Source organism: uncultured Fibrobacter sp. (assembly GCF_900316465.1).
Lineage (GTDB): Bacteria > Fibrobacterota > Fibrobacteria > Fibrobacterales > Fibrobacteraceae > Fibrobacter.
The window spans coordinates 90984-105242 of sequence record NZ_ONDD01000004.1 but is presented as its reverse complement, the minus strand read 5'-3'; the positions used below and the strand labels follow the sequence as shown (position 1 = coordinate 105242).

Sequence of the window (14259 nt, the reverse complement as noted above, 5' to 3'; positions counted from 1 at the left end):
ATCTACTTTTTCTCGCGAATGCGCTTGTACAGGCTTTCGGCTTTTTCAGTATCGCCTGCATTCGAGAACACATGGCCCACGTTTTCGGCACCGATACGCCCCTGAGAATTGCCGGCAATCCATGCCTTCATGTAGCAATCGAACGCTTCGTCGTAGCGTTTCTGGGTAAAGTAAATCTGTCCCAAATCCAAGTTCAAATCCGCCTTGCCCTTATTGTGGCGAAGTCCTTCTTCAAGCGTGAAAATGGCCATCCACGGAGAATTGTTCTGCACATACATTTGCGCCAAGTAGCGGCGGGCCGAAACATTTTCCGGATCCATCAAGATTCCGTTTTCCATTTCGTTCAAGGATTGTCTCGTGGAATCCATGCTGCGGTAGTAATAGGCCATCGTAAAGTGAACATCGGCGCCCGCGGTAGCGGTCATCTGCAACGCATTCTGAAGCGTCTTGATGGCGTATTCGTAGTCGCCCAATTTTTCGTAGACTTCTGCAAGGCCATACCAAGCATCCATACGGTCCGGGTTCAGCTGCAGGGCGCGTTCAAAGTTCTTCTGGGCAAGGGTCCAATCGCGGCCCTTCAAGTAGCATTCCGCCAAGGCAAAATGCACATGGTCCGATTCCACGCCAAGTTCTATAGCGCGATTGTAAGCCGCAATGGCCTCGCCCACATCGCCACCCAAGTAGTAAAGGTCGCCGAGGAGCATCCAGGCTTTCTCGAAATTCGGCAAAAGTTCTACCGTACGCTTGTAAGCGACCATGGCCACCTGCTTGCGGTCAAGCTGCACCATGGCGTTGCCCAAGTTGAACCAGGCAAAAGGTTCGTAACGACCTTCGTCAATCGCTGCACGGTACAGCGGCACCGCTTCCTTATATTTTCCTTGGTCGTAAAGTTCGTTAGCCTTGAAGAAATAATCCTCTGCGGCAAGCAGCGGGAGCGCAAATAACAAGACGAGAGAGAAGAGTCTAGTTGACAAAGCGGAACTCCTTTGTGGCCTTCTGTGCCACGGGGAATCCGCCCAACTGAGCCGGACTAAACTTCCACTGTCTTACAGCCTTCAAGGCTTCGTTATCAAATCCATAGCCGGCAGGTTCCTGCGTCAGCACCTGGGCCTGCGCCACATCGCCATATACGTCAATCACGATCAAGACTTTCACGTAGCCCGAAACGCCCATGCGTTTTGCCTTTTCGGGGAACTTGGGCTGGATTTCACGCAACACCTGTGCCTGCACATCCACTTCGCCCGCTTCGTACACTACGTTTTCCATGGAACCCGTCCCCACGGCCACACCATCGCCGGCGGCACCGCGGGCAAGCGACAAGTCCATCTGGAAATTCTGGCTGCGTGACACGCCCATGTTCGAGGTAATCTTGAACGGGTTCGGGTTCACAATCGTGCGAATCACTTTCTGCTTGACTTCGGGTTTCTTTTCACTCACCAAAACTTCGACTTCAGTGACCGCCTCAAGTTCCTTTTCACCCTTAACTCCTTTATCCGACATCAACGCATTAATCACCGGAATCGCAAGGAAGAACACCGCGCTCAACACAAAGGAGAGCACCAATGCTATCGGGTAACGGAGGTATTTTCCAACAAAATCAAGCATAAAAAAACGGGGCTATTCTTCCTTATTCGCCGAAATAGAAACTTTGCGCACCTTGGCGAGGTTGCATTCATCGAGAATGTCGACAACCACACCGTTAGGGGCATCGCGGTCACTCACGATAATCACCGGGCGGTCAGGAGCTTCAGCCATCATCTGGCGGAGCACCGTATTCAAAGTTGACAAATTCACTTGGGTTTCGTTAATGTGAATTGTCCCCTGGCGAGTTACGCCAATCAAAATGCTTTCCTTTGCCAAGTCCTTTGCAGAACTTGCCTTGGGCTTGGTAACGTCCACGCCCGTTTCGCGGGTGAAAGTCGACGTCACAATAAAGAAGATAAGCAGGATAAAGACGCAGTCGAGCATCGGCGACACGTCAATCTTTCCTGTATCATGAACTCTTTTACGAATAAAACTCATTATTTGACCTCAAACTTTACTTCTTTAAAAACGTAGCTTTCGTACTTGAGCGCTTCGCTCCAGGCCAGTTTCTCGATTTTTTCGACGCGGCCCGCCAAGAAGTTATAGGCAAGCATCAGCGGGAACGACATCAAAAGTCCCGCCTGCGTCGTGAGCAAAGCTTCAGAAATGCCGTCGGCAAAAAGCACCGGATTTCCGAAACCGAACAGCTTAATGTTTTCAAATGTGTGAACCATGCCCGAAACCGTCCCCAACAAGCCAAGCATCGGAGAAAGGGCGGCGCATGTCGAAATCGTCTTGAGCGACCTAGACAAATTCAGCGATATGCGGTGGCGTGTTTCTTCCATGGCATTGCGCACAGCAGTTGGCCCCTGGTCGCGGTAATTGCGAACATCACGGGCAAGTGCATAGAAGTATCCGAACCGATGGTGCGAAAGTTTTTCAAAAGCGAAATCTTCGCCCTTCTTTTCGAGATTCTTCCAGAATCCACCCACCACACCATTCACGGTACCGCCGCGAAGCATAAAGTAGTAGGCGTAGCGTTCAAGCATCAAAAACCAACCGAACCACCCCAACACAAAGATTGGGGCAAGCACCCAGCCACCTCTAAAGAGGATAGCCATTGCCGCTTCAAGCACGGAATTTTGGTCTACCGCAGGCACTACTTTTCCTTAATCCAAAGGGCGTTCAACACGGCAAGACCGGCCTTTTCCATGCGACCGCGCAAGGCTTCGGAACGGTTCACCAGGAACGTGTGAATCAGCTGCAACGGAATGGCAACAATCAAACCCGTTTCCGTCGTGACAAGGGCGATCGAAATACCACCTGCCAAAAGTTTAGGATCAGAGGTACCGTGCATGGTAATCACGTCAAAGAGTTCGATCATACCCATCACCGTACCCAAAAGGCCAAGCAACGGAGCCACAGCCGCAAACACGGAAATCCAGTTCAGACCAAAGTCCAGCTTGGGAACTTCGGCAGAGAAAAGTTCTTCAAGGGCACGTTCTGCACTTTCGCGATCCTTGTAATTCTTGGTCAGCACCGTCTTGAGCACGCGACCCACTTCGCCATGAGTCTTTACGGCAAGCTTGCGGGCACCTTCGATATCGCCCGCCTTCAAGGCCTTAATCACACGGCGAGCGGCAATGGTACCAAAGCCCTTATAAGAGAGCCACACAAAGCGCCACAGGGCAATCAAAAGACCCAGCGCAAAGAGGACTGACAGCGGATACATCAGAAGGCCACCGTTCTTGAAGAATTCCCTCAAGTCATCTTTCCAGGTGGTTTCCTGGTGGTTTGCCATTTCAGACGAAAGCTCGGTACTCAAGAGCACATCGACCGGCACCATCACGTAGGCGGAATCGCCCACATTGGCAAACACCTTCGCAATGTCTCTCTTGGTATCGGGAGTCAAATTTTCTTGCCAGCTGTAAATACGCTTCTTTTCGCCGGCCACCGGGAGCATCAAAGCCGCCGGATGCATGCCATTGATATCGACCGCATTAGCCATCTGCATAGCATACAGGCCGCCCAAACGCATGCGACCGCCCTGGGCAACCGCATTACCGAACACGAGTTCAGCCTTTTCGACTCCGCTTTCACGGGTAAATTCCAATTCGGAACGCGCAGCATTCAAGACAGACTGGGCAATACGCACAGGATCATCCCTGTACAGCCCCATTTCCTTTTTCACCTTGTTCTGCACTTCGACTCGTTCAGCAATCTTGAACGGGATACCCTGTTCGCTGAACTTCGCAAGAGTCTCAAGGCGTTCGGGGCCAGCAGCAAGCGACAGGTATTCAGCACGGGCCTTTTCAGCCTGCAACTTGACCTGGGCCAAGTCTTCACGGGCAACGCGCACATCTTCGAACAGGCGTGCACGTTCCGACATCAAGGCATCGACCTTTTCCTTGCTTTCGTTATACTTTTCGTTAAAGAGTTCGCGTTCCTGGTTGGCCGTTTCACGGTCCTTCCAACGGGCAGCCACAGCCATGTCGCGCTTCTTGCGGGCTTCTTCGAGGTCAGCCTTCGCGCTGTTCAATGCGGCACGCTGCTTTACGGCATCAATATCAGCATTCTGCTGGGCGTAAGAGAGCGGAGCCAAGGTAGCGAGAGAGGCTGCCAATACGAGAGCCCCCATTCCGCATCTCACATTCCACATTTCACGTTTCATTTACTTGCCCTCCTTCGGAATCGTCACCGGAATCAAGACAAGTCTCGGAGCGGTTTTCCCTTCGGCCACCTTCATCACGTCCTTCAACACAGTACGCATGGAAAGGTCATCGGACACGTTGTTCCAGGCATAACCGCCATCGCTTGTCCGACTAAGCCACAGCACATCGTTGCCGTCATTGCTCACGAATACCGAGGCGACAGCACCATAACGCAAGAAAGTTCCCGGAACACTGCGGGCATCTACCTGCAAGAATCCCTTGTACACTTCGGTCGTGTATCCCAAGCGAATGCGGTCATAAAAAACTTCGAGCACGCGATTCAAGCCATCGTCTGCTTCAATCAACCCCTTATGGAGCTGGCCTGCAATTTCTTGCACGCTCTTGACGGTTTCTTCGTTACGGTACGGGAAATCCGATTCAAATACCGGCACCAAGGAATCGATTACCAAGGCCAGGGATTCGCCATACTTTGCCTTACGATTTTCGAAGTACTTGATGGTCCCCAAAGATTTTTGACGGACACTAGCCAAATTCTGGAGTTCGGCCTTAAGGGAATCGATTTCGGCCTTCAAGGTCTTGTTCTGTGTCGCGAGCGCCTGCACCTTTTTGCGTCCCACCTCGACAAATTCGGCGTGGCGTTTCTTTTCGGCATCATGGAGCGATTTTTCGCGGGCTGTTTCTGCCTCCACCGCCTTAATCTGGCGACGGACACTTTCAACCGTTTCCTGCGCCTGCGAAAAAACACCCGCAAGGCTCAGGCAAAGGAATATCTTGGTCAGTAAATGAAATTTCATATGCGAAAAAATACAAAGAACCGCGGCCACTAGACCACGGTTCTAAGCGAGAAAATCGCGAAATTTGCGTAAAATTCAAGAATTACTTCTTGGAATCCTTGAAGTACTGCGGAGTATTCTTGGCACCAGCCTTCTTAAGGGCCTTGATTAAGCGGGTGTAGCCTTCGTTGGTAGCCCAGTCGAGCACAGAATAGCCCTGACCGCACTTGGCGTTCACATCGACACCCTTGTTGATGAGGAACATCATGGCATCATAGTTACCATTCTTCACGGTCCAGTGAATCGGGAGGTAACCGTCAGCGCTACGAGAATCCAGCGGAGCACCGGCATTTGCCAAAACTTCGAGCATGTCAACCTTACCGGTCTTTGCGGCGAGGAGCACAGCCGTACCGAGAGTCTGCTTTTCAGCACCTTCGGCATTGAGCTGGGTCAAAAGGCGGTTCACCACTTCCTTGTTGCCCATCATCACGGCGTTGTCGAGCACGGCTTCGCCGTTGCCGTTCTTCACGTCGGCCTTGGCGCCATGTTCGAACAAGTAGTTAAGCACAACCATGTTGCCCTTGTTGGCAGCGATAGCCACAGCATTGTTACCGTTGTCGGCCGGAGCGTCAATTTCAAAAGAAGCCTGCAAGAAGAGCGTCATCTTGGCAGTATCACCATTCACTGCATAAGAAACGAACTGGTTCGGGGTAAAAGGAATCTGCTGCTTGGTCAAGTACTTGCGCACGGACTGAGGATCATTCGGGTCCATTTTGCTATCGCAAGCGGTCATGGACATCATCATAGTGGCGGCGCAAAGGGCCAACAACTGCTTTTTCATAAAAATATGCTCCAAATGAGGTTTTCTTATTTTTGGTCTAAAAAATAAACAATTTTTAGCCAATTAACACAAAAAAACTCAAATTACAACTTTTTTTTACCAAAATATCCCCCACACCTCCACAGCCCTTTTTCTCGTTTTTAAGCAATCCTTTTATATTTAAGACATGAGAAAGAGAATTTTAAGTCTGATTTTGCTTTTCAGCACCCTCACTTTTGCCGACCGTCTGGTCATCGACACTACCATGGCGGCCTCTACCGACAGCGACTACAAGGATTTCGAAGACCGGGGATCTTTCGGGCCCTACCTTGAATTCAATAATATCAAGATGAAAAACGTGGATTACTCCTACAAAGTAAACGGGAGAAAGCACACGATCACGGTCGACAACACCTACATTTACGGCGCCTCGGGTAGCCTCCCCCTCACGGAATGGTTCGACATTTACCTGATGGCGGGCTACCAGTACCTAGGAGTGAGCCACAAGCCGCGCAACAGGGACGCCGCCTACAATGACCTTGAAGACTGGGACGATTTCTTTGAAGCCCCCTTCGATTCCAGCGACATCGAAGGCCGACACGAAATCCACACCGCCCTTTTCCAGCTGGGATTTGACCTTGCGCTACCGCTGGTGATGAACTACAAGCACCAATTCATGATCAAGCTTTACGCCTTCGGCGGCGCCGTATTCGGCAAGACTTTCTTTGCCGACGACACCAAATTCACCTCGCCCGCCATCTACGGGTACGCTTACGGTGCCGGCATCCGTACCGCTTGGCACGGATTCTTCCTTTCGGGCGGTTTCCGTAACAACCACGAATACTTCCACACTTATTTCGAGCGTAAAACCGGAGAAGTCCGCGAAAATGACGAATTCATGTTGGATTACACCACGTATTTCCAGCCTTACGTAAGCCTCGGAATCACGCTGTTCTAACAGGAATTTTTCTAAGAAAGCCTATTTCTTAATCTTAAGCTTTTCACCCATCTTGATCTTGGTATCCTTCAAGTCATTCCACTTGACGATATCTTCGATGGTCACATTGTATTGGCGAGCGATATCCCAAAGGCCCTCGCCCTTTCTGACAGAATGAATCTTGTATTCGGCTTCAGGAGCAGAAGCGACCTTCAACTTTTGACCGACACTTAAGCTCGTGGACTTACCCATATTGTTGAGTTCCTGGATCTTAGCCACAGTGGTGCCGAACTTGCGGGAAATGCTACTAAGGTTATCGCCCTGCTGCACGACATAGACAGAGACCTTTTCGTTAGAGGTCTTCTTGGCGGCCGGCTTAGATTCAGACTTGGCGGGCTTCTTTTCGCCCTTTTTCTTCACGTATTCCGGAATCACCAGGGAATCGCCCACGGTAAGGCGGCGGCTAAAGCCCTGGTTTGCCTGCATCAGCATCACGACAGGCACTCCATAAGATTTTGCAATGTCGGCAAAGGTATCACCTTCACGAACGGCATACTTTTCGCCCTTCGAAATCTTGGGGCGGTCCTTTTGCGGACGTTCGCTTTCAACCTGGGGTATCGGTTCGGGTTTAGAAACCATCAAGGTATCACCCGACTTTATGACCGCGGCAACGTCCAGGGAATTCCATGCGCGAACGGAATCCTGCGAAATGCCGAACTTGCGTGCCACAGAGGCCACATCATCGCCGGACTGCACGATATAGGTGCGGACCTTGTGCGGTTTCTTGCCCTTATTAGCCTTGGGTTTCGGCGTCACCTTGATTGGAATAAGCAAAGACTGACCGGCACGAATGCGAGTGCTCTTCATGTCGTTCGCCTGCTGCAATTCAGACACCTTGATGCCGTATTGGCGAGCAATCATACCGAGGTTTTCACCTTTACGAACCTTGTGATGGTGCCAGCTAGAGAAGCTGTTCTTTTCCATCTTGTCGTAGCCATCGACAAATGCGGTTCGGGTTCCGACCGGCAAGCGCAACAGGTAAGATTCCTTGTTCGGCGGCGTACACCACTTCACCAGTTCCATATTCAGGCTGCGAAGCGTATCTTCGGTCACCTTCAAAAGCTTGGCCACTTCTTCGAGCGGGAACGAATCAAATACGGTTACAGTATCGAAATCGGGGCGGTACGTCTGTTCGACCGTCATTTCATACTGCTCCGGATAATGACCGATTACCATAGCCGCAAGAATTCTCGGCACATAGCGCATGGTTTCTTTCGGGAGTTCCAAATCCCAATAAGTCACCGCGACAGATGTATCGCGAGTAGAATCTTCCTGCATTTCGCGAAGGAGCCTGCGCACGCGGCCTTCACCGCAGTTGTAGGCAGCCATAGCCAAAAGCCAGTCGCCAAATTCATCGTGCAAGCGGTTCAAGTACTTGAGGGCAGCCATCGTCGCCAGTTCCGGATTGCGGCGCATGTCAACCCAGTAATCCACTTCAAGCCCGTAACGCTTGCCTGTTTCCGGAATGAACTGCCACATGCCAGAAGCCTTGGCTCGGCTGTAAGCCTTGAGTTTGAAGCCCGATTCCACAAGGGCAAGGTAAATCAAGTCGCGGGGCATTTTAGCCGCATCAAGCTGGGCATAAATCAGCGAATCATAGGCGGTCTTTCGGTTCAACGAGCCCGACATAAAGGCTCGAGCAGAATTGGTCATATAGTAGATTTCTTGCAGCACGCGTTCGTTAAACCGTACCGGAAGCGTAAACTGCGACACATCGAGCGTATCCAAGAAACTTTCAATCACAAGCAAGGCGGCGCTATCGGCTTCACTTTCGTCAAGGGCGTCCACACCTTCGATCGAGACTTCGTTTCTCACAAAACTTTCGGCATTTTCGCCAAGTTCAGCCACATTGGGGTAAACTTCGTCAAGAGCGCGAACAATACGAAGCGGCATTTTGACACGGTAGGCCGAATCTTCTGCGGCAGAAACATTCTTATAGGTCGAATCAAACCTTTCAGAGACCAGCTGCCTCAACGATTCATCCAGGTAATGTCTGGCCAGGAGCCATTCCTGGTTATCCATGGCCTGCAAAGCATACTGGTAATAGGTCCAAGAAGGGCGAATTGCAAGGGAATCCGAGATTTTTTCTTTGAGGGCCCGTTCCGAAAAAGATTCCGTATCAGACGGATTTGCAGAATCAACCTTGGGCGTCATATCGGGCTTGCTTGCGCAACCGGACACCAACAATACAAATAAAGATGCTATGCCAAAAAAGAAAAATCTCATCAAAAAATTCCAGACACCTAATTACAGGCCACTCAATTGCCTGTCACGCGTTCCACACCAAACCAGATAACACCTGCCAAGACAAACGCAGCAACCATTTGCAAAATAATGATGATACGGTTTACGCGGTAGGCCTTTTGCGCCTTACGATGCCAAGACGGCAGTTCCTGTTTTTCATTCGATTCATTCATTGCGGGGTTAAATATAACAAATAGCAATTTCTTTATCCGTTAAATTTCTATGTTATACAGCGGATTATGAAGAAGCTGTTTGCCGCATTAAGCCTAATGTGTATTCCTGCCTTGGCTCAGGTAGGAATCGTAAGGTCAACGAGCGGCATTCACGCCCCATCGGCAAAGACTCTTCCACAAGGATTTCTTTACATTTCTGGCGCTTTCGAAATGGTGAGCGACGGAAACCCCTTGAGCTTGGACGGAAGCTACACCGACAGCAAAGGCAACTTCGTCAATCTTGAAAAGAACACGCCCTCGAACGACGAAACCTTTTACGCGAGTTTCGCCGTCTTGGACAACCTTGAACTAGGCTTTTCTTTACCCTTCCATTACGAAGGCGATATCAGCAATACGGATTTGGACGGTTTCGGTCTCGGCGACCTGCATTTGTCCGCTAAAGGTTCCATTCCCGTAAACGAATGGTTTTACCTGGGTCTTAGCGGTGAACTTTTTGCACCGACAGGTTCTACTGAAAAAGGGTTCCGCCCAAGACACCGCTGGTATGTCAAATCAGACGACGAAACGTACGCATTCACCTCGAATTACGCTGCCGCCAATGTAAACGCCCATTTTTCGTTTGACCTCAAGCAGTACTTGACCATTAACGGTTACATAGGTCTTTTAAGCGATTTCGGCGAAAAGGGAAAATACCTCCTTTGGGGCGCCGGCTTCAACATCTTCCCCGAAAAGACCCTTACGCTGATATTCGAAGCTTCGGGCGAAACGCCTATGCGTTCTACGCGCATGAGCTACCATTTCTTGAATAGCCCCTTCAGGCTGACTCCGGGCTTGCGACTGCACTTGCCTTACGACGCATACCTCACGCTTTCGGGCGATGTGGGCTTCCATTACTTCAAGGAGCTCGACATCGAAGACGCTTTACCCGTCAACCTAAAATCGGGCGACGAGAACTTGCGTTACAAGACATCAGGCTCACCTGAAGTCGCCATTGCCATCAGCCTTAGCAAGGTATTCAATCTAAGCTGGGGCGACGACGACAACGACGGCGTCATTGACCGTAAGGACATGTGCCCGAATACGTTTAAAGGCCAAAAGGTAAACCCCCGCGGATGCCCTGTTGACGAAGACCAGGACGGAATCCTCAACATCGTGGACCTTTGCCCGAATACGCCCACAGGCCTTGAAGTCGATTACAATGGTTGTCCCCTCGACCACGACAAAGACGGCGTTGCCGATTACCTCGACAAGTGCCCCAATACGACAAACGGCTTTGCAGTCGATTCTACTGGTTGCATGCTCGACACCGATGGCGACGGCATTGACGACAACAACGACAAATGCCACGAGACTCCGCACGGAGAACCCGTCGGAAGAGACGGATGCCCCTTGGACCAGGATAAAGACGGCATTCCCAACGAAATTGACCAATGCCCCGATACCCCCGAAGGCATTTCAATCGACAAGAACGGCTGCCCCCGCGACTTCGATGGCGACGGAGTCCCCGACGACATCGACAAGTGCCCCAACAGTAAGCTCGGCGAACAAGTCGGCGAATCGGGCTGTCCGCTCGATTCCGACAAAGACGGCGTTCCCGACACGAAGGACGAATGCGCCGACACACCCGAAGGTGTCATGGTCAACATCCTCGGCTGCCGCATAGACCAGGATGGTGACGGAATCTTTGACGAAGAAGACAAATGCCCAGGCACACCTGAAGGCGCCCCGATCGACAGTCTCGGCTGCCCCCTCGATTCCGACGGAGACGGTATCGCCGACTGGGCCGACCAATGCCCGGGTACCGCGCCCAATACCTTTATCGATATTTCAGGCTGTCCCACCAACCAGAGACACAACTTCAACACATTTGCAAAGCATATCCGATTCAAGGGCCAGGATACCGTTCTTGTAAATTCCAGCTACACCGCTCTTAACGATATCGTATACTACATGCGGCAATACCCCATGAATCTGGAAATCCAGTGTTCCGCAAGCGAAGCCTCGGGCGAACGGGCTGAACAAATTTCGAACGAACGCGCCGAATTCATTTACAACTATCTCGTCAAAAAGGGTATCCGCAAGGAACGCCTCAAGTTCCAGGGATTCGGTAAAAAATTACCGCCGACGCTTACGCAAAAGAACGGTAGCACCGACGTTGTGCGATTTATCCCCTCGCCCGAAAATCAAAAGCAATAGTTTTTTACTATATTTGCACATCCATTCTTACGGCACCTCGCCAAATCAAACAAAGGATTTTCTATGAAGATTGCTGACAAGACCGTTGTCCAGATGCACTACACCCTGACCTCCGACGAAGGCAAGGTCATCGATTCCTCCGAAGGCCGCGAACCGCTGCAGTACATTCAGGGCGCCCACATGATCGTGGTCGGTCTCGAAAAGGCAATGGTCGGCCACGATGTGGGCGACAAGTTCGACGTCAAGGTGATTCCGTCCGAAGGCTACGGCGAATACAACGAAGAAATGACTCAGGAAGTCCCGCTGGACGTTTTCCAGGGTGTCGACAAGGTTGTCGAAGGCATGATGTTCTACGCCCAGACTCCGGCCGGCCCGATGCCGATCCGCGTGAAATCCGTTTCTGAAAAGACCGCCGTCATCGACGCCAACCACGAACTCGCTGGCCAGAACCTGAACTTCGCCATTGAAGTCGTTTCCGTGCGCGAAGCTACCGAAGAAGACCTGAAGCCCCTGGGACACCACTGCTGCTGTGGCGGCGATGGCGAAGGCAATCACGAATGCGAATGCGGTGGCCATGGCAACAAGGAAAACTGCGACGGCAAGGGCGGCTGCGGCTGCGAACACCACGCCGAGCACCACGGCTAATCATTTTCAAGCCCTCTAAAAAATTTAAAACGCCCCGCTTTGAAGCGGAGCGTTTTGTTTTCTAGAAAAGTTCGTTCATCGACGCTTATTCATACTGCGGGAGCGTCCAGGTCGTGGGCACTGCCGGAGTATCGTCGTCATCGTGGTTGAAGGTGAAGCCCTTCTTGGCGTCAAAGCCTTCGATAGAGCCCTTGACCGCCGAGGCGCATTCGCTCGGGCGCATGCAGCTGGAGTTCTTGAGCACAAGGATATCGCCATAGACATCCCAAATGCCGGACTTCAGTTCTTCAGTATTGGCGCCCTTCTTGGCGACAACGGAGTAATCGCCCGACTTTTTGAGCGTAAGCGTCCAGTCAAGGCCCTTTTCAGGAGCAACCCATTCGCCAGCCAAGGCTTCCTTGTCGATATCCTTATATTTGATCGAGGACTTTTCGCACTTGTAGGATTCACCCGTATCCATATTCAGGTTGAATTCGGTGCTGACCTGAGCCGATACCAGCGAATACACCGCCTGATCGAAGAACACCGGGAGCATCAGCAAGTGGCTGCGTTCGATATCGTAATAGCCCGCAGACCAGCTAGATTCTTCCTTGACCGTTTCTTCAACAACATAGCGGCCCTTGTAGAACGAATAAACCTGCTTGGTGTCGCCATTCTTGCAAGAAAGCTTGACGCCCTGCAACTGGGTTCCGTCCGAAATCCAGTTCGAGGAGATTGGCACATTGGCCTTTTCGACATCGATATAGTCGCCATCGTTGATCGAGACCTGAAGTTTCTTTTCGTCCTTGACGACAAACTGGAGCTTACCGGATTTTTCGAAGAACTTCTGCATTTCGTCCGAAGCCTTCGAATCAATTCCCATATACGAACCGTTGGACTTGCCGTATTCAATCACGCCGTTTTCGAAATTCGAGCGGACAGCAATCCATGCCGTATCGGGAATCCAGATAGAAAACACACCCTGCTTGGCACCGGATGCAAGATAAATCTGCGTTCCGAACATTTCACCAAGGGTCATGTTCTTTTCAAGATCATCCAAAGTTGCAGCTCGCAAGCCCTTCGGAAGATCCGGAGCAGAAGAAGACGAGGATTCTTCGACTGAAGAAGAAGATTCTTTAACGCTCGAAGAGCTACCTTCATCGCGCTCCACATTCGACGAATTGTCATCGCTGCCACAAGCGGCAAGCATCATGGACAATGCAATGGCGGAAGTGAATACCGCCGACTTTGCTTTAAAATTCATAGATACCTCTTTTTCTGCATAGAATATATACAAAAAATGGGCCAATGTAAAGAATAGTTGATTTTTTGTGATAAAAAACGCTTTTTTAATCAAATTCCTAAGGGCGAACCGGGTTTATAGCCCAAATCAACCTTCGCATTTTCGATATCGGGAGCGGCATCGTACAAAAAGCCTGCCAAGGCCTGCTCCGCCGTCACCGGGCGGCCGCCAATCCAGCTCTTTAAGACAGCGAGTTTCTTGGAAATCCACCACGGCAAGGGCACCATCAAATGACGCTTGCCGGCCTGTTTCAAGACAGCCTTGGCCATATCTGCCATCGAAAGCACAGTCTCCCCCGCCAAGGCATACGTTTTTCCCACCGCATGTTCGGAAAGGCCCGCAAGGGCTATTCCCTTGACCAGGTCTACGCTTTTGACGGGACGCTTGAGGCACTTGCCACCCCCCGGCATAAAATACACCGGGAAACGCTTTACGTAGGCCACGAACATGTTGAATTCGATTCCGCCCGTACCGATTGGTGAACTGATAACAAGCGTCGGGCGAACGATAGTCCATTCCAGGCCGGAATTTTTGACGTAAGACTCCCCTGCCAATTTACTTTTGCCATACTCCGTAAGTACGGGGTACGTTACCGAAATGCTTGACACGTAGACCAGGCGCTTGACACCCGCCGCTTTAGCCGCATTCACGACATTGCACGTTCCACCGGCATTGATGCGTTCAAAGGCGCCCGGTTTAGTAGAAAGGAGTATCGCGGCGAGATGGTACACCAAATCTACGCCGGCAAAGGCTTCGCGAATTGAATCCGCGTCCGATACATCCCCATAAAAAACTTCCACCCCCTCGGGTAAAAACCCAGCCTGGGTATCGCCCGGGAGCACAAGCACGCGCACACACACACCGCACGCTAAAAGTTCCCGACAGAGCGCCTTCCCTACGACGCCTGCGCCACCCGTCACCAAAGCAATCATT

At 51.2% G+C, this 14259-nt stretch carries 14 protein-coding genes; 3 read left to right on the top strand and 11 right to left on the bottom strand.

Annotated features, from left to right (window positions below):
- Positions 1-2 precede the first annotated feature (2 nt).
- From QZN53_RS02775 to QZN53_RS02745, 7 genes are all read right to left on the bottom strand, one after another.
- The gene (locus QZN53_RS02775) at positions 3-974 is read right to left on the bottom strand and encodes a tetratricopeptide repeat protein (protein WP_163437323.1); all 972 of its coding nucleotides are present in this window, start codon (positions 972-974) and stop codon (positions 3-5) included.
- Positions 964-1605, bottom strand: coding sequence for an energy transducer TonB (locus tag QZN53_RS02770; RefSeq protein ID WP_163437321.1), 642 nt, complete (start codon positions 1603-1605; stop codon positions 964-966). Before QZN53_RS02770 ends, QZN53_RS02775 begins: the two co-directional genes overlap by 11 nt.
- 12 nt (positions 1606-1617) lie before the next feature.
- Positions 1618-2022, bottom strand: a complete 405-nt coding sequence (locus QZN53_RS02765) for a biopolymer transporter ExbD (RefSeq protein WP_088657171.1) — start codon at positions 2020-2022, stop codon at positions 1618-1620.
- Entirely contained in the window at positions 2022-2684 is a 663-nt protein-coding gene (locus QZN53_RS02760) for a MotA/TolQ/ExbB proton channel family protein (protein ID WP_294651437.1), read from the bottom strand. The genes QZN53_RS02765 and QZN53_RS02760 overlap by 1 nt, the downstream gene beginning before the upstream one ends.
- Entirely contained in the window at positions 2684-4195 is a 1512-nt protein-coding gene (locus QZN53_RS02755; protein ID WP_163437319.1) for a MotA/TolQ/ExbB proton channel family protein, read from the bottom strand. Before QZN53_RS02755 ends, QZN53_RS02760 begins: the two co-directional genes overlap by 1 nt.
- Positions 4196-4990: a DUF3450 family protein gene (locus tag QZN53_RS02750; protein ID WP_163437317.1), complete on the bottom strand. Its 795-nt coding sequence runs from the start codon at positions 4988-4990 to the stop codon at positions 4196-4198.
- Positions 4991-5072: 82 nt separating this feature from the next.
- Complete coding sequence (locus QZN53_RS02745) at positions 5073-5810, bottom strand: ankyrin repeat domain-containing protein (RefSeq protein ID WP_163437315.1); 738 nt, start codon at positions 5808-5810, stop codon at positions 5073-5075.
- 166 nt (positions 5811-5976) lie between these two features.
- Here QZN53_RS02745 and QZN53_RS02740 point away from each other — a divergent pair, with 166 nt between their 5' ends.
- Positions 5977-6747 (top strand): hypothetical protein, encoded by a 771-nt coding sequence (locus QZN53_RS02740; protein WP_163437313.1) that lies wholly within the window; start codon positions 5977-5979, stop codon positions 6745-6747.
- Between the two features lie 21 nt (positions 6748-6768).
- Here the strand turns inward: QZN53_RS02740 and QZN53_RS02735 are convergent, their stop codons facing one another.
- Both QZN53_RS02735 and QZN53_RS02730 read right to left on the bottom strand, forming a co-directional pair.
- Positions 6769-9012, bottom strand: a complete 2244-nt coding sequence (locus QZN53_RS02735) for a LysM peptidoglycan-binding domain-containing protein (protein ID WP_163437311.1) — start codon at positions 9010-9012, stop codon at positions 6769-6771.
- Between the two features lie 32 nt (positions 9013-9044).
- Positions 9045-9203 (bottom strand): hypothetical protein, encoded by a 159-nt coding sequence (locus tag QZN53_RS02730; RefSeq protein WP_163437309.1) that lies wholly within the window; start codon positions 9201-9203, stop codon positions 9045-9047.
- Between the two features lie 66 nt (positions 9204-9269).
- Here QZN53_RS02730 and QZN53_RS02725 point away from each other — a divergent pair, with 66 nt between their 5' ends.
- On the top strand, positions 9270-11399 hold the full coding sequence (locus tag QZN53_RS02725) for a thrombospondin type 3 repeat-containing protein (RefSeq protein ID WP_163437307.1): 2130 nt from the start codon (positions 9270-9272) through the stop codon (positions 11397-11399).
- A gap of 63 nt (positions 11400-11462) precedes the next feature.
- A complete protein-coding gene (locus QZN53_RS02720) occupies positions 11463-12044 on the top strand; it encodes a peptidylprolyl isomerase (RefSeq protein WP_163437305.1) in 582 nt (193 codons plus the stop codon).
- 85 nt (positions 12045-12129) lie between these two features.
- Here QZN53_RS02720 and QZN53_RS02715 read toward each other — a convergent pair whose 3' ends face one another.
- Positions 12130-13287 (bottom strand): hypothetical protein, encoded by a 1158-nt coding sequence (locus QZN53_RS02715; RefSeq protein WP_163437303.1) that lies wholly within the window; start codon positions 13285-13287, stop codon positions 12130-12132.
- An 89-nt stretch (positions 13288-13376) separates the two neighbouring features.
- A complete protein-coding gene (locus QZN53_RS02710) occupies positions 13377-14258 on the bottom strand; it encodes an NAD(P)-dependent oxidoreductase (RefSeq protein WP_163437301.1) in 882 nt (293 codons plus the stop codon).
- Position 14259 lies beyond the last annotated feature (1 nt).